The 19518-nt window shown below is 70.5% G+C and carries 15 protein-coding genes; 9 read left to right on the top strand and 6 right to left on the bottom strand.

The window, feature by feature from the left end; genetic code table 11:
- Nucleotides 1-129: 129 nt before the first annotated feature.
- The 5 genes from VAB18032_RS20330 to VAB18032_RS20310 all read left to right on the top strand — a co-directional run bounded on the left by VAB18032_RS20330 (nt 130) and on the right by VAB18032_RS20310 (nt 6246).
- Nucleotides 130-1416: an ABC transporter substrate-binding protein gene (locus tag VAB18032_RS20330; protein ID WP_013734787.1), complete on the top strand. Its 1287-nt coding sequence runs from the start codon at nt 130-132 to the stop codon at nt 1414-1416.
- A 28-nt stretch (nt 1417-1444) separates the two neighbouring features.
- On the top strand, nt 1445-2446 hold the full coding sequence (locus VAB18032_RS20325; RefSeq protein ID WP_013734786.1) for a carbohydrate ABC transporter permease: 1002 nt from the start codon (nt 1445-1447) through the stop codon (nt 2444-2446).
- Between the two features lies 1 nt (nt 2447).
- Entirely contained in the window at nt 2448-3284 is an 837-nt protein-coding gene (locus tag VAB18032_RS20320; RefSeq protein ID WP_013734785.1) for a carbohydrate ABC transporter permease, read from the top strand.
- 11 nt (nt 3285-3295) lie between these two features.
- Nucleotides 3296-4498: an ABC transporter ATP-binding protein gene (locus VAB18032_RS20315; protein ID WP_013734784.1), complete on the top strand. Its 1203-nt coding sequence runs from the start codon at nt 3296-3298 to the stop codon at nt 4496-4498.
- 74 nt (nt 4499-4572) lie between these two features.
- Nucleotides 4573-6246, top strand: coding sequence for a hypothetical protein (locus VAB18032_RS20310; protein ID WP_148272323.1), 1674 nt, complete (start codon nt 4573-4575; stop codon nt 6244-6246).
- 110 nt (nt 6247-6356) lie between these two features.
- Here the strand turns inward: VAB18032_RS20310 and VAB18032_RS20305 are convergent, their stop codons facing one another.
- From VAB18032_RS20305 to VAB18032_RS20285, 5 genes are all read right to left on the bottom strand, one after another.
- Nucleotides 6357-8084: an L-lactate permease gene (locus tag VAB18032_RS20305; protein ID WP_013734782.1), complete on the bottom strand. Its 1728-nt coding sequence runs from the start codon at nt 8082-8084 to the stop codon at nt 6357-6359.
- A gap of 66 nt (nt 8085-8150) precedes the next feature.
- On the bottom strand, nt 8151-9134 hold the full coding sequence (locus tag VAB18032_RS20300) for a DMT family transporter (RefSeq protein ID WP_013734781.1): 984 nt from the start codon (nt 9132-9134) through the stop codon (nt 8151-8153).
- A 216-nt stretch (nt 9135-9350) separates the two neighbouring features.
- On the bottom strand, nt 9351-10421 hold the full coding sequence (locus VAB18032_RS20295) for a winged helix DNA-binding domain-containing protein (protein WP_050814772.1): 1071 nt from the start codon (nt 10419-10421) through the stop codon (nt 9351-9353).
- Nucleotides 10422-10903: 482 nt separating this feature from the next.
- Nucleotides 10904-11491: an HAD family hydrolase gene (locus VAB18032_RS20290; RefSeq protein ID WP_232510900.1), complete on the bottom strand. Its 588-nt coding sequence runs from the start codon at nt 11489-11491 to the stop codon at nt 10904-10906.
- Between the two features lie 41 nt (nt 11492-11532).
- Entirely contained in the window at nt 11533-12021 is a 489-nt protein-coding gene (locus tag VAB18032_RS20285; RefSeq protein WP_193386264.1) for a GNAT family N-acetyltransferase, read from the bottom strand.
- A gap of 167 nt (nt 12022-12188) precedes the next feature.
- On the opposite strand from VAB18032_RS20285, the gene wrbA reads away from it, so the two are divergent.
- Entirely contained in the window at nt 12189-12806 is a 618-nt protein-coding gene (gene wrbA / locus VAB18032_RS20280; RefSeq protein WP_013734777.1) for an NAD(P)H:quinone oxidoreductase, read from the top strand.
- Nucleotides 12807-12892: 86 nt separating this feature from the next.
- Here the strand turns inward: wrbA and VAB18032_RS20275 are convergent, their stop codons facing one another.
- Nucleotides 12893-14806, bottom strand: coding sequence for an anthranilate synthase family protein (locus VAB18032_RS20275; protein WP_013734776.1), 1914 nt, complete (start codon nt 14804-14806; stop codon nt 12893-12895).
- A 257-nt stretch (nt 14807-15063) separates the two neighbouring features.
- Here VAB18032_RS20275 and VAB18032_RS20270 point away from each other — a divergent pair, with 257 nt between their 5' ends.
- From VAB18032_RS20270 to VAB18032_RS20260, 3 genes are all read left to right on the top strand, one after another.
- On the top strand, nt 15064-16449 hold the full coding sequence (locus tag VAB18032_RS20270; protein WP_013734775.1) for an FGGY family carbohydrate kinase: 1386 nt from the start codon (nt 15064-15066) through the stop codon (nt 16447-16449).
- Nucleotides 16450-16569: 120 nt separating this feature from the next.
- Nucleotides 16570-19074: a nitrate- and nitrite sensing domain-containing protein gene (locus VAB18032_RS20265; protein WP_013734774.1), complete on the top strand. Its 2505-nt coding sequence runs from the start codon at nt 16570-16572 to the stop codon at nt 19072-19074.
- Nucleotides 19071-19493: a roadblock/LC7 domain-containing protein gene (locus tag VAB18032_RS20260; RefSeq protein ID WP_013734773.1), complete on the top strand. Its 423-nt coding sequence runs from the start codon at nt 19071-19073 to the stop codon at nt 19491-19493. The genes VAB18032_RS20265 and VAB18032_RS20260 overlap by 4 nt, the downstream gene beginning before the upstream one ends.
- The last annotated feature ends 25 nt before the right edge of the window (nt 19494-19518 follow it).

Below are 19518 nucleotides of genomic sequence, written 5' to 3'. Positions count from 1 at the left end.
TGTCGCCACGAAACGTGGGGCCGGAGAACCAGCAGGTCACGGGCCTTGATCGTCTCGCCGTGCGCCGGGGCACGGGTGCCTTCCCCCGGCTGTTGGCCGACCTAGGAGGAGGGGGAGGGGGATGCCGACATGAGTGACCCAGACCAGGGTGAGCGCCGGCGCCGACCTCGGGTACGCGTGGCGGCGGCGGCCGCAGCGCTGACGTTGGTGGCACCGATGGCAGCCTGTGCCTCCGGCGACGACACCGGTGTGCCCGTGATCAACCTGTACTACCCGCCGGAGCAGAACCTTCAGCAGGTGGTCGACCGGTGCAACACCGAGGCCGCCGGCCGCTACCGGATCGTGAACCGGGTGCTGCCGCGGGAGGCCGACGAGCAGCGGGTGCAGCTGGTCCGGCGGCTGGCCGCCGCCGACGACGGCATGGACGTGCTCGGCCTCGACGTCACATGGACGCAGGAGTTCGCCAGCGCGAAATGGATCCTGGAGTGGACCGGATCCGACCGCGCCGAGGTGGAGGAGGGCACCCTCGAAGGCCCGTTGGAGACCGCCCGGTACGAGGACAAGCTCTACGGGGCGCCGAAGAACACCAACGTGCAGCTGCTGTGGTACCGCAAGGACCTGGTGCCGGAGCCGCCGACCAGCTGGGACGAGATGATCTCGACGGCGCAGCAGCTCAAGGAGCAGGGCAAACCGCATCAGGTGCTCACCATGGGAGCCCAGTACGAGGGCCTGGTGGTGCTCTACAACACCCTGGTGGCCAGTGCCGGCGGCAACCTGCTCAACGAGGACGGCACCGAGGCCGTGGTCGACGAGGGTGCCGTGCGGGCGCTGGAGGTGCTGCGTGCCTTCGCCACCTCGGGGGTGGCCTCGCCGTCGTTCAGCAACGCCACCGAGGACCCGGTACGGCTGGAGTTCCAGTCCGGCTCCGGCGCGTTCCAGGTGAACTGGCCGTTCGTCTACCCGGCGATGCAGGAGGCCAACCCGCAGCTCGCCGAGCAGGTCGGCTGGGCCCGGGTGCCGGGCGTCGACGGGGACACCCCGAGCCGGGTGACCATCGGCGGGGTCAACCTCGCGGTCAGCCGGTACTCCACGCATCCCGAGGAGTCCTTCGAGGCGGCCAAGTGCCTGCGCAACGCGGAGAACCAGAAGTTCTCCGCGATCAACGACGGGGTGCCGCCGACCATCGAGAGCGTCTACGACGACCCGGAGATGGACGAGGCGTACCCGATGAAGGAGACCATCCTCGAACAGTTGCGGGATCCGGCCGTCCGGCCGCTGACCCCGGCGTACCAGAGCATCTCGACCGTGAGCTCGGCGATCCTGTCGCCGCCGGCGGCGATCGACCCGCAGACCACCGCGAAGGAACTGCGTGCCGCGATCGCCGACGCCCTGGAGTCCAAGGGGGTCCTGCCATGAGCCAGCGACACCACACGGGGGTGAGAGCATGAGCGTCAACGCCACCCCGGCGGGCGCGGACGTGGCCGCCGACGGGACCGACACCCGCAGCACCGGTCGGCACGCCGCGGTGCCCGCGCAGCGGGACAACCGACGGCGCAAGCCGCCGCTGAGTGAGAACAAGCGGGCCGAGCGTCGGCTGGGTCTGCTGCTGTGCGCCCCGGCCGCGCTGGTCATGCTCGCGGTGACCGCCTACCCGATCCTCTACTCGGTGTGGTTGTCGTTGCAGCGCTACGACCTGCGCTTCCCCGCCGAACGCGAGTTCGTCGGTCTGCAGAACTACGTCACCGTGCTGACAAACGAGTTCTGGTGGACCGCGTTCGGGGTGACCATGCTGATCACGGTGGTCACCGTGGCCGTGGAACTCGTGCTCGGCATGGGCCTGGCGCTGATCATGCACCGTACGCTCGTCGGTCGCGGCATCGTCCGAACCTCGGCCCTGATCCCGTACGGCATCGTCACGGTCGTCGCCGCGTTCTCCTGGCGGTACGCGTGGACGCCCGGCACCGGCTACCTGGCCAACCTCTTCTCCGACGGCGCGCCACTGACCGAGCGGGCCAGTTCGCTGGCGATCATCATGCTGGCGGAGATCTGGAAGACCACGCCGTTCATGGCGTTGCTGCTGATGGCGGGCCTGGCCCTGGTGCCGGAGGACCTGCTCAAGGCGGCCTCCACCGACGGCGCCACCGCCTGGCAGCGGTTCACCAAGGTGATGTTGCCGGTGATGAAGCCGGCGATCCTGGTGGCGCTGCTGTTCCGCACCCTTGACGCGTTCCGGGTCTTCGACAACATCTACGTGCTGACCTCCGGGGCCAACGAGACCTCGTCGGTGTCGATGATCGCCTACAACAACCTGATCCGGGGCCTCAACCTCGGCATCGGCTCGACCATGTCGGTGCTGATCTTCATCACCGTGGCGATCATCGCGTTCGTCTTCGTGAAGCTGTTCGGTACCGCTGCCCCCGGCAGCGACGACGGGGAGAGGCGTTGACATGGCTGACACCACCGCCCGCCGCGCCAAGCTGCAATGGGGCCTGCTGAACGCCGTCGTGGTCGTCTTCGCCCTGATCCCGGTGCTGTGGATCATGTCGTTGTCGTTCAAGACGCCGGCCACTCTCACCGACGGGAAGTTCATCCCGCGGGAGTGGACGCTTGACAACTACCGCAACATCTTCGGCACGGACCAGTTCGTCCGGGCACTGATCAACTCGATCGGCATCGCGATGATCGCGACCGTGATCGCCGTCGTGCTCGGCGCGATGGCCGCGTACGCGATCTCCCGGCTGGACTTCCCCGGCAAGCGGCTGCTGATCGGGGTGTCCCTGCTGATCGCGATGTTCCCGCAGGTGTCGCTGGTCTCGCCGCTGTTCGAGATCGAGCGGCAGCTGGGTCTCTTCGACACCTGGCCGGGCCTGATCCTGCCGTACATCACCTTCGCGTTGCCGCTGGCCATCTACACGCTGTCGGCGTTCTTCAAGCAGATCCCGTGGGATCTGGAGAAGGCGGCCAAGATGGACGGCGCCACGCAGGCGCAGGCGTTCCGGCGGGTGATCGCCCCGCTGGCCGCGCCGGGCCTGTTCACCACGGCGATCCTGGTCTTCATCTTCTGCTGGAACGACTTCCTGTTCGCCATCTCGCTGACCTCCACCGAGCGGTCCCGTACGGTGCCGGTGGCGCTGTCGTTCTTCACCGGCGCCTCGCAGTTCGAGGACCCGACCGGGGCCATCTGCGCCGCCGCCGTGGTGATCACCGTACCGATCATCCTGTTCGTCCTCTTCTTCCAGCGCCGCATCGTCTCCGGCCTGACCTCCGGCGCCGTCAAGGGATAGGTGGGTTTCTCATGGCTGACATCGTGCTCGACAAGGTGAGCAAGAAGTTCCCGGACGGCACCACGGCGGTGCGGGACGTCGACCTGGAGATCGCCGACGGCGAGTTCGTGATCCTGGTCGGCCCGTCCGGCTGCGGCAAGTCCACCACCCTGAACATGATCGCCGGGCTGGAGGACATCAGCTCCGGCGAGCTGCGCATCGGCGGCCAACGGGTCAACGACAAGGCGCCCCGCGACCGGGACATCGCGATGGTCTTCCAGTCGTACGCGCTGTACCCGAACATGACCGTGCGGGAGAACATGGCCTTCCCGCTGCGGCTGGCCAAGCTGGATCGCGCCACCATCGACCAGAAGGTCGAGGAAGCGGCGAAGGTGCTGGAGCTGACCTCGCTGCTGGACCGCAAGCCGGCCAACCTCTCCGGCGGCCAGCGGCAGCGGGTGGCGATGGGCCGGGCCATCGTGCGTCAACCCAAGGCGTTCCTGATGGACGAGCCACTGTCCAACCTGGACGCCAAACTCCGGGTGCAGATGCGGACCGTGGTGTCCCGCCTGCAGAAGCAGCTCGGCACCACCACCGTCTACGTCACCCACGACCAGACCGAGGCGATGACCCTCGGCGACCGCGTCGTGATCATGCGAGGTGGGGCGATCCAGCAGGTCGGCCCGCCGCAGGAACTGTACGACCACCCGAACAACCTCTTCGTGGCCGGTTTCATCGGCTCACCGTCGATGAACTTCCTGCCCGCGACGGTCGAGGAGGGCCGGCTGCGTACGGCGTTGGGCGACCTGCCGATCGGCGACCGGATCCGCCGCGAGTTGGAGGGCGCCGACGCGCCACGCGAACTGATCCTCGGCATCCGTCCCGAACACTTCGAGGACGCCGAACTGGTCGACGAGCAGACCCGCGACCGGGGCATGGAGTTCACCGCGCCGGTGGACATCGTCGAGTCGATGGGCTCGGACAAGTACGTCTACCTGACCGTCGAGGGAGGCCGGGCCAGCGCCGCCGAGCTGGAGGAGTTGGCCGCCGATGCCGGTGCCGCCGACCTCGCCGGCTCGAACCTGGTCACCCGGCTGTCGGCCGAGTCCACGGTGACCGAGGGGGAGGACCGGCGGGTCTGGTTCAACCTGGAGAAGCTGCACCTGTTCGACCCGTCGAACGGTCGCAACCTGACCCTGCACGAGGGCCGCTCGGCAGGGGCGCTGGCCGGCTGAGACCGCTGTTGACCCGCCGCGTGGGGTGCACCTGCTGTCGTCGGAGCAGGCGCACCCCACGGCGTTGTATCGCGGTGAACCGAGCCGCGCCGGGCGACGTCATGAGGGGTACGCACCGTCAAGCCTGCGCCGACATCGAGCGCCAGATGCGGAGGATTGGTATGGACCCTGTGCAACAGATAGGCACCCGCCAGAACGATCTCAACGATCTCTACAGGATCACCGCCGAACGGCTGCACTGGATCACCGATCGTGACCGGCTCCGGCGCATCACCGCTGACCCGGCCAAGGTCAGTGCCATCACGAAGGCCGTCAGCACGTGGCAGAAGCACAACATGCAGCGGGCGGGCGAGGATGAGCAGATCTACGAGGCCGGTTCGACGGAGAGCCGGGATTACGCCTATCGCCAGAAGCACTTCGAGACCGTGTACGGTCCGCTGCGAACCGCCTTGAAGACCCTCAAGGACAAGGCTGATGAAAAGGGCAACGAGAGGTACTACAACAAGATCAGCTCTGCCCTCGACGGGCTGAAGTTGATCGACAAGGGCGAGCGGGAACTCTTCAAGCTTCGGACGTCGGTCATGGCACCCGTCCAGGCGGAGCTGTCCGAGCGGCGCAGGCCGAACCAGGGGCCGGACTTCGAGGTGAGCGAGGGGGCGGTCTACGCGGACCGGGAGCCGGTCGAGGAGCTTCAGGAGCGCCTGGACGACGAGCGACCCAGCATGCTGCGAAGCTTCGCCCAGACCGATGTCCTTTCCGCCGCAGCCGGCCTGGCCAACTGCAACGACATGGCCGACTCCACCATGGCGGCGGCGAACGCCACGCTCTACGATCCGATGTCCCAGTACGGTGACCCGATCTACCGGGTCACCTACGACCGGGATCACGACGGCGAGGACATCGCACCGGAGTACGCCTTCCCGCACACGAACGTCGTCGTCGGGCCGCCGGAGTATCCCGGGTCGGTCCAACTCGATCCCTGGGTGATGGATCCCCAGATGGTGAATCCGGCGCAATCGACCATTCCCGAACCGCATCTCTACCGCAGGTACGGCGGTGCGGCGACCGGAGTGGACTTCCGGCAGGAGGTGCGCGACGACATGCCGGAGTCGAGCATCGACACGCCACTGACCCGGGAACAACTCCGTTCCTTGGAGGTGGAGCGCGACGCGCGTGAGGAGCACATCAGGGACCAGGTGGGCCAGGGCTTCGTACCTGTGGATCACCAGACCCAGATGACCTGGCTTGCCGATCGCGAGGACGCAGCCGACATCGTCCACATCCATACCAACAGCCAGGCTGTCTACGACTCCTACCACGGGCCGGGGCAGCCGTTGAGCCCGGCGGGGTTTCTGGCAAACCTCGGCAACGGATACCAGGTGCCGCAGGACCACGGCATGGCGACCAACGCGTACGAGGCCCCCGCTTCGCCCACCGCGTCGGAGATCGAGGACGTCCGGGCGAGGTTCCAGGCGACGCGGGTCTCGTCGATCGGCTCGACCACCGACTGGAGTTCGAGTTCCTCGTCCGAGGCGGATTCGGTCGTCAACATGTCCGGGCCGCAGTTCACCCAGTTTCAGGTGCAGCAGCAGTCGTCTCCCCGGCAGCCGGACGTGGCCGCTGCCGCCCGGGCCGTCAGTGGCGCCGCCTCCGGCAGCCGCCCCCTCGCGGGCAGCTCGCGCTCGGGTGAGCAGAGCCAGCCAGGTCGGCAGCACCCGCAGCGGCAGGCCCGCCGCAGGGGACACTGACCGCCACCCGGTCACCGATGTCCGTTGACCGGCCGCTCCGGGTGCATCTGTGGTTGCCACGGCGACAACAGATGCACCCGGTAAGTGCCGCCCGCACGTACGGGCAACCGTTACGGCACCATCCAGCTCAGCACCGGGGTCGCCTGCAAGCCGACAAGCACCGCCATCGCACAGATCAACACCACGCTCCAGCCGAACATGCGCCGGAACAGATCACCCTCGCGGCCGTTGAGCCCCACCGCGCTCGCCGCGATCGTCAGGTTCTGCAATGAGATCATCTTGCCGACCACTCCGCCTGACGCGTTGGCCGCGGCGAGCAGCACCGGGTCCAGACCGGCGCGCTGCGCGGCGGTGACCTGGAGTGCACCGAACAACGAGTTGGACGAGGTGTCCGAGCCGGTGAGCGCCACACCCAGCCAGCCGAGTACCGGCGAGAGCAACGCGAACAGGCCACCGGCACCGGCCATCCAGGTGCCCAGAGTCGCGGTCTGCCCGCTGCCGTTCATCACGAAGGCCAGCGCCAGCAGTCCGCACACGGTGAGGATCGCCCAGCGCAGCGAGGCCAGCGTCTGCCCGTACGCGACGACTGCGGTGCGCACAGTGACCCGCAGGATCGCCATCGTCACCAGTCCGGCCAGCACCAGCAGCGTGCCGGTCGAGGAGAGCCAGTTGAACCGGAACACCGGCAACGTCGACGGCGCGCCCGAGGTGGTCAGCAGGTGCAGTCCCGGCCAGTTGAAGGTCACCGTGACGGCGTTGAGCGCGTCCGCGATCGCGGGCACCTGCGACAGGCCGAAGATCGCCACGATCACCAGGTACGGGGCGTACGCCCGCCACACCTCGACCGACGTGTCCGGCGTTGGCGACGCCACATCCGTACGGCCGACGACCGCCACCGCCTGCTCTGTCGGCCTGCCCGGTGCTCCCGACCCGCCCGGTGCTCCCGACCCGATCGGCCCGCCCGGCGTGACCGTCGTGCCGGGTCCTGCCGGAGCGGCGGCGTCGATCACCGGGTCGTCCTGGCGCCGAGGCGGCCACACCCGCGCGGTCACGGTCACCACCACGGCGCTGACCAGCCCGGCGACGATGTCGGCGAGGGCCATGGCGAAGTAGTTCGAGGTGAGGAACTGGGCCAGCGCGAACGACACGCCGCAGGCGAGGGCGATGTGCCAGGTCCGGCGCAGCCCTCGGCGACCGCCGACCATGCCGACGAGCAGCAGCGGAATGAACAGTGCGATCACCGGTACCTGTCGTCCGGCCATCGCGCCCAGGTCGCCCGTCGGCAGGTCGGTGACCCGTGCCAGCGTGGTGATCGGCAGGCCGAGCGGCCCGAAAGCGGCCGGCACGGTGTTGGCCACCAGCGCCACGGTGGCCGCCTTCATCGGACGGAAGCCCAGCGCCAGCAGCATCACCGTGGTGATCGCGACAGGCGTACCCTGGCCGGCCAGCCCCTCCAGCAGCGAACCGAAGCAGAACGCGATCACCAACGCCTGCACCTGCTGGTCGTCGCTGACCCGGGCGAAGGAGCGCCGGAGCACGTCGAAGTGTCCACTCGTCACCGTCATCCGGTAGATCCAGATGGCGGTGCCGAACGTCCACACCAGCGGGAACAGCGCGAACGTCGCACCCTGACTCGCGGTGAGCAGCGCCTGCCCGGTCGGCATCGAGTACGCCACGACGGAGACCAGCAGCGCGACGGCGAGTGCGCCGAGCGCCGCCAGCCACGCCCGTACCCGCAGCACACCGAGCAACAGGAACAGGGTGACGATCGGCAACCCGGCGACGAGGGCGCTCAACGCCAGCGAGTCGGCGAGCGGGTCGAGGGTCGGACGGTACACGCAGACCTCCGGGCAGCATGTCGGCCGGCCGATCGCCGTACGAATGCGCTCAGTGTGCCCGGCCGGCTACACCGCCCTTTCTTCAGAATTGCGCTGTCCCGGCAACGAGAGCCCAGAATCCGCGACGTGTCCGAGGCGTACCGCCCGCCGCTCGCCGATGGTGAGTGCGACCACGGCACCGAGCAGGATCGCCGATCCGGCGACGGCAGGCACCGTCAGCCGCTCGTGCAGCAGGAGCACAGCGATCACGGCGGCGGTGACCGGTTCGACCAGCGCGACGACCGACGTGGTGGTGGCCCGCACCGTCGCCAGCCCGGCGAAGAACAGACGGTACGCCAGCGCGGTCGGCACGAGTCCGAGATAGGCGAGCAGCCCCAGGACCTGACCGGTCTCGCCCGAGGTGGGCAGGAGACCTTCGACCAGGGCCAACGGGAACAGGCAGACCATCCCGACGGCGAAGCCTCCCAGGGTGGTGATCTGCGGGCTGCCGCTGGTGCCGTCGCGGCCTACCTTCCGGCCGAGCAGGGTGACGCCGGCATAGCCGGCTGCGGACAGCAGCGCGCAGAGCAGGCCCGGCATGGGTGCCGATCCGGCACCGTCGGTACCGCCGCCGACCAGCAGCACCAGCCCGGCCAACGCCATCGCCACGAGCACGGTCCCGCTGCGGCCGAGCCGTTCGCCGACCAGCAGGTGAGAGCCGGTGGCGATGAGGATCGGCCCCGCGCCCAGGGTCACCACCGTGGCGATGGCCAGGCCCGCGTAGCCGACGGCGGCGAAGTAGGCGGTCTGGTAGACCGCCAGCCCCACTCCGGTCACCACGACCTGTCGCCAGTTGACCTCGCCCGATGCCGGGGTGCGGCCCCGGACGAGTAGGTGGACGGTGAGCAGGAGCAGGACCCCGCCGGCGAACCGCCAGAAGGAGACCGCGATCGGCCCCAGGCCACTGGTGGCGTAGAGGATGGCCGCCACGGCACCGCCGGTACCCCAGGCGATTGCCGCGACACAGATGTAGAGGATTCCTCGCCCGATCGAGGGCGTACGCGTGTTCACACAATTCTCCGATGTCATCGCCGCCCGGGCAGCACAACAGCGCCCGGGCTCAGGAAGGTGAGAGCCGGGCCGGTCAGCTGGGATTACCGGGTGGCCGGTGGCGGCGAGACAACGACGTTCATCAGGACACCGTACTCGTGACGACGGGCACGGATCAGCTCGACAGGAGTGGACGCGACACTGCGGCGGGCACGCTCTGGTGGCCGTCGGAACTGCTCACTGACTCCAGGTGATCCGGGGCGGCAGGGCGAGAAAATCGGCGTACCGATTGAGGGTCTGCTCGATCTGCTCGCGGCGGGCCGGACCGAGGTCGGCCAAGGGATGCACCGTGAAAGTGACGCGGGTCTTGGCCAGGCTTCGTTTCCAGGTGCCGACCACCCGGCCCCCGACCACGACCGTGGCCTGGAAGACACCGTTGCCACCAGGGATGATCGCCTGCTTGTGCTCCGGGTCGAGCATCAGCGTGCGGTCCTTGTAACCAAGCAGGTACTCGTCGAAGCCGGGCAGGGCCAGCACGTCGTCCACCTCGGTGCGGGGCGCGTCGAGCAGCGGGGTGTGCAGCACCGCCTCGGCGCCGTCGACCACAACGGTGGTCAGATCGTCACCGGCGGCGGCGATGCCGCGCTTCGCGTCGGCGGCGGTCAGGCCGGTCCAGCCGGCGAAGTCCTGCCGGGTGGTGGGGCCGTGGCTGCGGAAGTAACGCAGCGCCAGGGCGGCCAGCGCCTCGTCGCGGTCGAGCTGGTGCTGGTCGGGTGCCCACTCGTCGAGCAGTGCGAAGGTCTGTTCGGTGCCGATGTTGGGGGCGATGCAGGTGACGCCGCGCTGGGCCGCGTACCACAACAGGTGGTAGCCGCGTTGGCCGGCACCGTCGATGCCGGCCGCGACAAGTGTGGCGACGCACTCGGTGCGGGTGAGGCGACCGCCGCCGGCCAGCGCCGCGCCCAGCACGTCGACCGCGCGGTCGGCCTCGGCCTCGGACAGGCCGAGGAACTCCCGCCGCTTCGCGGCACCAGCCAACGCGCGTACGCCGGTCAGCTCCAGCAGCCAACGAGCGTCCCGGGCCGGAACCAGGTGGATGGTGCCGCGCATCGGCCAGGTCCGCAGCGCCTCCCGGCGCTCCAGCGCGGCGTGCACGTCCGCGTGGGTCGACCCGGGCAGTCGTACGCCCAACGACCACATGCCGCTGGCCAGGTCCTGCGCCTGCATGGCACCGAACCACTCCACCACCTCGGCGACAGTGGTCAGCGTCGGGGCGGTGGCGTGCGGGCGCAACCGGAGACCGGCCATCCGCAGGGCGAGCGCCTCGGCGCCGGTCAGCGCCGTCGAAACGGTGGGTGCCACGAGGTGGGCCGCCTTCCCTTGCTGCTGGTCCACCGCAGCATAGGAGTGCCCACCGACATCAGCGGGCCACGACATCCAGGCCAGCGGGCACGACATCCAGGCGAGTCAGCATCCCCCTGATCGCGCTACGCCGGTACCCCCCTGATCGCGCTACGCCGGTACCCCCCTGATCGCGCTACGCCGGTACCCCCCTGATCGCGCTACGCCGGTACCCCCCTGATCGCGCTACGCCAGCTTCGTCGGTGGCGGAGCGCGATCCCCCGTTCAGGTTCGCCGCCGCGGGGCGGCGATGCGAAGTCGCCGGCAGCGGTCTTCTCAGGATGGCGCTTTCCAGCCCGGTCGAGAATCATCCGAAGGGCACCTTGCGGAAGTCTTGAGCAAAGGCGCGAGCTGACCGGCCGCCCGGGTGGTGTCCCGCGCCGCACCGCTCAGCCCTGGCGCGGCTGCGGCACCCGTACCGCCGCCATGCCGGCGGCCGTGGCGGATTCGATCCCGAGGTCGGCGTCCTCGAAAACCAGACAGGCCTCCGGGGGTACGCCGAGCAGTTCGGCGGCGCGCAGGAACGGTTCCGGGTCGGGCTTGGGTCGGGTGTAGTCGCCGGCGCAGACCAGCACGTCGAACCGGTCGAGGATGCCCAGCGCGCCGAGGGAGGCGGTGACCGCCTCGCGGGTACTGCCGGAGACCACCGCGAACGGGATCCGTCCGTGTGCGTCGTCGATGTGGTGCAGCACCCCGGGGATGCCGGCCGCGCTGGGCAGCAGTTGCTGGTAGAGCGCCTCCCGGCGGGCGATGACCGCCTCCAGCGGCATGTTCAGCCGTTGCTGCTCGTTGAGCGCGGCGACGATGTCGGCGGTCGGCCGACCGGCCCAGGCGTAGAACAACTCCTCGGGGAACTCGCAGCCCCACTCGTCGAGGGCCTGCCGCCACGCCGTGTAGTGCTGGGGCATCGAGTCGACGATGGTGCCGTCGCAGTCGAACAGGTACGCCTTGAAGTCGCCGGCTGGCAGGGGGAGCATCACGCGGCCCAGGCTATCCGGCCGTACGACGAGCGCCCGGATCAGAGCCGCTGGTACATCACGAGCAGGTCGACGTAGCCCTCGTCGGGGTGGTGGAAGCCCTCCGGGATCCGCCCGACCACCTCGAACCCGAGCGACCGCCACAACGCCACCGCCCGGGTGTTGCTGGCCACCACGGCGTTGAACTGCATCGCCCGGTAGCCGTCGGCCCGGGCCAGGTCGAGCACGTGCCGCCCGAGCGCCCGACCGATGCCACGCCCGGCCGCCCACGGGGCGACCATGAAGCTGGCGTTGGCGACGTGGGCGCCGGGGCCCAGCTGGTTGGGGGTCAGCTTCGCCGAGCCGAGCACCGTGCCGTCGGGTTCGACCGCGACCACCGTACGACCGGGCGCGGGTACCAGCCACATCCCCCGTGCCTGATCCTCACCGACGTCGCGGGGCCAGGTGTACGTCTGACCGGCCGCGACGATCTCCCGCAGGAAGGGCCAGATCCCCGACCAGTCGTCGGCCGTCGCAATCCTGATCTCCATGGCCGCGAGCATGCCAGCCGGCAGGCTGCCCGAGCCAACCGTTATCGCCGCGTGGGTCAGCGCTTACCGCCGCGATCGCGACCAGGTCAGGCAGTGCCGCGAATGTTCACCGACGCGAAGTTCGGGTAACTGCGAAGCCTGCTCATGATCGAGGAAGGGGGCGTGTGATGGCGGCACAGGTCAAGGTGGCAGTGATCTACTACAGCGCGACCGGCATCACGTATCAGATGGCTCAGGCGGCCAGCGAGGCCGCCGGTGACGCGGGGGCCGAGGTACGGCTGCGCAAGGTGCGGGAGTTGGCACCCGACGAGGCGATCCGCTCGAACGCAGGGTGGTCGGCGCACCACCTGGAGACACAGCACATCGAGGAGGCCCAGCTGGACGACCTGAGCTGGGCCGACGTGGTGATCCTCGGGGCGCCGACCCGGTACGGCATGGTCGCCGCCCAGCTCAAGCAGTTCATCGACACCACCGGCCCGCTGTGGGCCAAGGGTGCGCTGGTCAACAAGGTCTACTCGGCGTTCACCTCCACCGCCACCAAGCACGGCGGGCAGGAGTCGACGCTGCTGTCGTTGTTCAACGTCTTCTACCACTGGGGTGGGATCGTGGTCACCCCCGGTTACACAGATCCCAGCCAGTTCGTCGCCGGCAACCCGTACGGTGCGTCGCACGTCAGCAACAACGGCGAGACCGCACCGGATGACATCGCCCTGACCGCGACGGCACTCACCGCCCGCCGGGCGGTGCAGATCGGCGCGGCGGTCAAGAAGGGCCTGGCCGGTTGAGCGTCGACGGACCGGTGGCCCGGGCGGGGGCTCTCAAACCCGCCCGGGCCACCGGCCGTCAGCAGCGCTACCCCGGATCGGCGCCGCTATGCCTGCACGGTGGGGGAGAGTTCACCGGCCGGTGCCGGCAGCAGGTCCCGCAGCAGGTCGGCCAGCACGGCCAGACCGTCCGGGCTGAGCACCGATTCGGGGTGGAACTGCACCCCGGCGAAGCCCGGGCCGCGCAGCGCGTGCACCGCCCCGTCGGCTTCGTCGCGGGCCAGTTCGACCGGACCGTACGGGCTGCCCTGCCGGTCGGCGGCGGCGCGGGCGGTGAAGGTGGCGTAGAAGCCGAGGCGTCGGGGCGTACCGAACATCGGCACCGTGCGTTGCAGGCCCTGGTAGGGCGCGGCTCGACGGTCGACCCGCAACCCGAGCAGCCCGGCCAGCAGCTGGTGGCCGAGGCAGACCGCGAGCGTCGGTCGGCCGTCGGCCAGCAACACCCGCAGCAGGGCCCGTAACCGCTGCATCTTCGGGGTGTCGCTGTTCGGGTCACCGGGCCCGGGCCCGACCAGGACCAGGTCGTACCCGGACAGCGGGGCGTCGGCGTGCCAGGGCTGCACGGTGACCGTCAGACCCAGCGCCCCCAACTGGTGGGCGAGCATCCCGGTGAAGGTGTCCTCACCGTCGACGATCAGCGCCCGACGGCCGGTCAGGGCGGGCACGGCGAGTGCCCCCGGCGGCCGCTGGTCCAGCCAGAACCGGGACAGCGGCGCGTTGCGGGCCGCCAGCGCCGCGCGTACCTGCGGATCGTCGGCCAGCCGGCCCACCGGGCCGGTGCCGGCGGTCGGCGCCTGCGGTCCCAGGCCCAGGGCGGCCAGCACGCCGGCCGCCTTGGCGTGGGTCTCGGCGACCTCGGCCGCCGGGGTGGAGTGCCGCACCAGCGTGGCACCGACCGGCACCCGCAGGGCACCGTCCGGGGTGATCTCGGCGGTACGGATGAGAATGGGTGCGTCGAGGGTCTGCCGGCCCGTGTCGTCGTGACCGAGCAGGGCCAGCACGCCCGCGTAGTAGCGGCGGCCGGTGCGCTCGTGTCGGGCGATCACCCGACAGGCGTTCTCCATCGGGCTGCCCGTCACCGTCGGGGCGAACATCGTCTCCCGCAGCACGTCGCGGACGTCCTTCGAGCCGCGACCGGCGAGCAGGTACTCGGTGTGCGCCAGATGGGACATCTCCTTGAGGTACGGCCCGACCACCTGACCACCGTGCTCGGCCACCGTGGCCATCATCTTCAGTTCCTCGTCGAGGACCATGTACAGCTCCTCGACCTCCTTGGTGTCGGCGAGGAAACGCAGCAGCGCCGCCCGGTCCGCCGCCACGCCGGTGTGCCGGAAGGTGCCGCTGATCGGGTTCATCATGACCAGCCCGTCGTCGACGCTGACGTGCCGTTCGGGGCTGGCGCCGACCAGCGTGCGGGCACCGGTGTGCACCACGAACGTCCAGTACGCGCCGCGTTCGCGCAGCAGCAGGGAACGCAACGCGGCCAGCGCGGCGGTCAGCGGCGCACCCTGCACCTGCGCGTGCAGGGTGCGGTGGATGACGAAGTTGGCCCCCTCGCCGCGGCCGATCTCGTCGGCGAGCACCCGGGCGACGGTGTCGGCGTACTCGTCGTCGCTGATGTCGAAGGCCGCGCCGGTGGTGCGTACCGGACCGTCGGGCAGCGCGTCGAGGACCTCGGCCAGCGGCAACCGTGCCCGACTGTCGATGCGCAGGCATTCCAGCGGTACGCCGTCGTCGACGCAGGCGAAGCCCCGCTCCGCGACCTGCCGGAACGGCACCAGGGCCAGTGTGGTGGGGCCGGCCGGTCCGGCGGGCAACGGGATGTCGGCGAGTCGGTCGACGGTGCCGACCGGGCCGGTGAACAGGTCGAGATGCTCGGCACCGTCGCGGCGGATCAGGGCGAACGGGCCCGGGTCGGTGCCGTCGGCGAGCGCGGCGAGCAGGTCGGTCAGCGGTGTCATCGGGTCTCCTCGGGCCGGATGCCGCCGTCGGGGGCGGCCCACGGGCCGGAAGAGTTGACCGGCGGCCGCCTCGTCGGGCGGCCGCGTGGGAAAAGCTACGCGCGGGGGTGGGCCGCCGGGTCGGCGGGCCACCAGCAGGACAGTCGCGCGAGCATGCGCTCACCCTACGCGCGGGGCGGGCGCTGCGGAAGCCGTTCGGCGTACCCGGGCACGCGGCAGGGTTGTGCTCGCCGAGCCACCGGGTACGTTGACCGGCGATGAACATTCTCGCGCTGGACCTGGGCACCTCCTCGGTGCGTGGGCTCGTGCTGGGTGACGACATCCAGCCGGTGCCGGGAGCGTTGGCCCGGCGTCGGATCGACCTGACCGTCGACGACGAGGGCACCGGCACCCTCGATGCCCGTGGCTACCTGACCTGCCTGCTCGACTGCCTGGACGAGTTGAACGAGCAGGGCTGGCTGCGCGAGGTGGGGATGGTGGCGATAAGCGCGCAGTGGCACTCCGTACTGCCGCTCGGCGTCGACGGTCAGCCGCTCGGCCCGGTGCTCACCTGGCTGGACACCCGGCCCGAGCCCGCCCCGACGCAGACCGGCCCGGCCGATCCGGACGCCTACCACCAACGCACCGGCACCTGGTGGCACCGCTGCTACTGGTCGGTGCGGCTGCCCTGGCTGCGGGCCCGGTGCGGCAGCCCGGTGGCCCGGTTCGTCGGCCTGGTCGAGTACGCCCTCAGCCAGCTGCTCGACGACGCGCCGATGTCGATGTCCCAGGCGTCCGGCACCGGCCTGCTGGACATCAGCACCCTCGACTGGGACCCGGAGGCCTGCGCGTTGGCCGGTGTCGGCGGCGACGAACTGCCGCAACTGGCACCGTCTCACTGGCGGGGACGGCTGCGTCCGGCGTACGCCCGCCGGTGGCCGGCGTTGGCGCGGGCGTCCTGGTCGCCGCCGATCGGTGACGGTGCCGCCTCCAACGTCGGCTCCGGCTGCATCGACCACACCCGGGCGGCGGTGACCGTGGGCACCTCGTCGGCGGTGCGGCTGCTGCAACGGATGCCCGCGCACGCGCCGCTGGCCCCGCTGCCCCCGCGGCTCTGGCGCTACCGTGTCGACCACGAGCACGTGGTCACCGGGGCGGCGTACTCCTCCGGGGGGAACGTGTTCGCGTGGGCCGATCGGGAGTTGCGGCTCCCCGAGGGCCCGGCGCTGGAGGCGGCGCTGTGGGGGCTGTCGCCCGGTGACCGGCGCCCGGTGAACGTGGCCCTCGGCGGTGACCGGCCACCGGGCAGCCGTCGCGCCGGCTCGGGTGAGCTGGGCGGGTTGAGCTTCAGCACCACCGCGGTGCAGATGCTGGCCGGACTGATGTACGGCGTGTGCGAGCAGGTCGTCGACGACCTGGCCGCGCTGGAGTCCACCGTCGGCGCGCCGGTGGAGGTGGTCCTCGGCGGCGGGGCGATGGCCGCCTCGCCGTGGTGGCGGGCGGCATTCGTCGAGGTGCTGGCACCCCGGCAGGTACGTTTCGGGCGGCATCCGGAGATCGGCGCGACAGGTGCCGCGCTGGTCGCCTGTGACCGCATCGCCGACGCCGTCGAACTGGCCGATATCGGCCAGACGGATGATCAAAGCTCGCCGGGCACGGCATAGGGTGACGCCCGGCGGTGCCCTCCTGAACCAACGTAAGGGCAGGGCGTTGACACTGGTCCGGGACCTGGTTGGATAACGGGCGCTCCCCGGGCCGCGGCGGACGCGTGGGAGGAGGAGCTCGTGGCAGCAGGACCGGACCAGGCCTCGACGGTGTCGAACCATCGTCGGCGACGGTTCGATGTCCGGGTGGTGCCCCACCGCCGCCGTTCGGCGCTGCGGCTGCGGGACTGGCGGATGCGCACCAAGCTCGCCACGGTGCTGGTGATCCCGTCGGTCGCCTTCCTGGTCCTGGCGGGGGTGCAGACCCAGAGCCTGGTCAGCCGGGCCAACACGTTGAGTGACTTCGCTGCGCAGGTGGGCATCGGGCCGGAGATCGCCGACCTGGTGCACTGGTTGCAGCAGGAACGCGACCGCACCGCCGGTGAGCTGTCCGCGTTGCGGGCCGCCTCCTCCGAGGAGGAGAGCGCGCAGGTGGTGGAGGTGCTGAGGCCGTACCGCGACGGCGTCGACCAGGCAGCGCAGGCGTTGCACCGGGCCGCCGAGCCGGTGGGCAAGGGCGACTCCTCCTGGGCGGAGACCTACTCGGTGGCCCACCAGGCGTACCAGCAGATCCTCTACATGCGCAACGTGATGACCACCGTGGTGTTGAGTGACGACACCATCCTCGGCAACTATCACCGGGCGGTCGACGCCCTGTTGACCCTGCTCGCCCGACCGTCGCCGGGCACCGAACGGCCGGAACTGTCCGACGCGGTGCTGCGCTACGTGCAGTTCGCCCGGGCCAAGGATCTCTCCTCGCGAGTACGCGCGGAGCTCTACGCGGCGGCCCGCAACGGTGGGTACCAGGACAACGACCGGGCACAGCTCAACGATCTACGATCGCGGCAGCTGACGGCGTTGGGCGCGTTCCGTGTCGCGGCGAGCAACGCGCAGGTGGCCCGCTACGACCAGATGAGTCAGCTGGATCCCTTCGTCCAGGCCGGCCGGCTGGAGGAACGGGCGCTGACCCAGAACCCGACCGCGCTGACGTTGCTGGCCGACGACGACTGGTGGACGTTCAGTGAGGTCCGCCATGACCTGCTGCGGGATTTCGAAGCGGGGATCCTCGCGGACTCGGCGACCCAGGCGGACCGGGCCAGCGCCGCCCAGCTGCGGGAGACGCTGCTGATGGTCGGCGTGATCATCACGGTGCTGCTGGTGGCCGTGCTGATCTCGGTGCTGATCGGCCGGTCGATGGCCCGGTCGATCCGCCTGCTGCGCTCGCAGGCGTTGCGGATCGCGCAGATCGAGCTGCCCGACGCGTTGGCCCGCTTGCGGTCGGTCTCCGGCGGTGTGCCGCAGATCGAGGTCTCGCCGGCGGTGGTGCGCTCGCTCGACGAGATCGGTGAGCTGGCCGAGGCGTTCGTCGCGGTGCACCGCAGCGCGGTCGGGGTGGCCGTCGAGCAGGCGAACATGCGACGCAACGTCAACGCGATGTTCGTCAACCTCGCCCGGCGCAGCCAGGTGCTGGTGGAGCGGCAGCTGGAGCTGCTCGACGACCTGGAACGCGAGGAGAGCGACCCGGACCAGTTGGAGAACCTGTTCAAGCTGGACCATCTCGCCGCCCGTATGCGACGTAACGACGAGAGCCTGCTGGTGCTGGCCGGTACCGAGTCGACCCGCCGCTGGAACCGGCCGGTCGGGTTGAACGCGGTGCTGCTGGCGGCGAGTGCCGAGATCGAGCAGTACCAGCGGGTGCGGCACGAGGCGGTGGCCGACCTGCATCTCGTGGGGCATGCCGTCGGCGAGGTGGTGCACCTGCTCGCCGAGCTGCTGGAGAATGCCACCGCGTTCTCCCGTCCCGACACGATCGTGCAGGTGATGGCCCGCGCGGAGGGCGCCGGCGCGACGGTCGAGATCGCCGACCAGGGTCTGGGCATGAGCCCGACCGCGCTGGCCGAGGCCAACGCCGTACTGGCCGAGCCGCCGGCGGCGGACGTGGCGACGGTCGAGCGGATGGGTCTGTTCGTGGTCAGCCACCTGGCGGCCCGGCACGGCATCGAGGTGCGGTTGCACGGCGGGACCGGCGGGCTGGTGGCCCGGATCCGGCTGCCCGGTGCGTTACTGGCGGCCCCACCGCCGCCGGGTCTGGACCCGGTGCCGTCGCCGCGCGCGCTGCCGGTGCCCCGCTCACCGGCACCGGTGACCGCCGCGCAGCCGGTGGAGTTGCCGGTGGCCGGGCGGCGACCGACCACCGTGCCCCGACAGGCTCACCCCGTGCCGGTACGCGCGGAGGACGTGCTCGCCCCGGCGGCCGCACCGGCGTCGACCGGCAGCGGCTGGTGGTCCCGGGAGGGGCCGTCGTCGCCGGCGACCGCCGGCAGTCCGGCACCGCCGTCGGTGCCGGTGACCGGGGGCACCAACGACCGGGGACTGCCGATGCGGGTGCCGATGGCCCAGTTGCGCAGCGTCACCCAGCCGGCCCAGCCCGGGCAGCAGCAGGTGGCGCGGCACGACCCGGACCCGGAGGCGGTCGGCGGCATGTTGTCGAAGCTGTACAGCGGTGTGCGACGTGCCGAGGCCGAGGAGACCACCGAGATACCCGTGCCGTCGCCCGGGACATGGAGTGAAGGAGGACCCAAGTGACAACGTTGTCTCAGGAGGCCCGGGACCTCAGCTGGCTGGTCAGCGGGTTCGCGGAACGGGTGCCCGGTGTGGCGCACGCCGTGGTGGTGTCCTCCGACGGACTGCTGGTCGCCATCTCCGATCACCTGCCGCGCGACCACGCGGACAAGCTCGCCGCGGTCACCTCGGGCCTGATGAGCATCACCGCCGGTGCGGCCCAGATGTTCGACGGTGACGTGGTCAAGCAGACCGTGGTCGAGATGGGCCGTGGCTACTTCCTGGTGATGCAGATCCGCGACGGCTCGATCCTGGCCACCCTGGCTGCGGCGGATGCCGACATCGGTGTGGTGGGCTACGAGATGGCCCGGCTGGCGAAGCAGGCGGGGGAGATGCTGACCCCGGCCCTGCGCGCCGAGCTGCAGCAGGCCCTGCCCCGCTGACCCGTTCCCGGAGGTAAGGAAGGGC

This window comes from Micromonospora maris AB-18-032, assembly GCF_000204155.1.
In the GTDB taxonomy this organism is placed as follows: domain Bacteria; phylum Actinomycetota; class Actinomycetes; order Mycobacteriales; family Micromonosporaceae; genus Micromonospora; species Micromonospora gifhornensis.
This window is presented reverse-complemented; position numbering and strand designations above follow the sequence as displayed.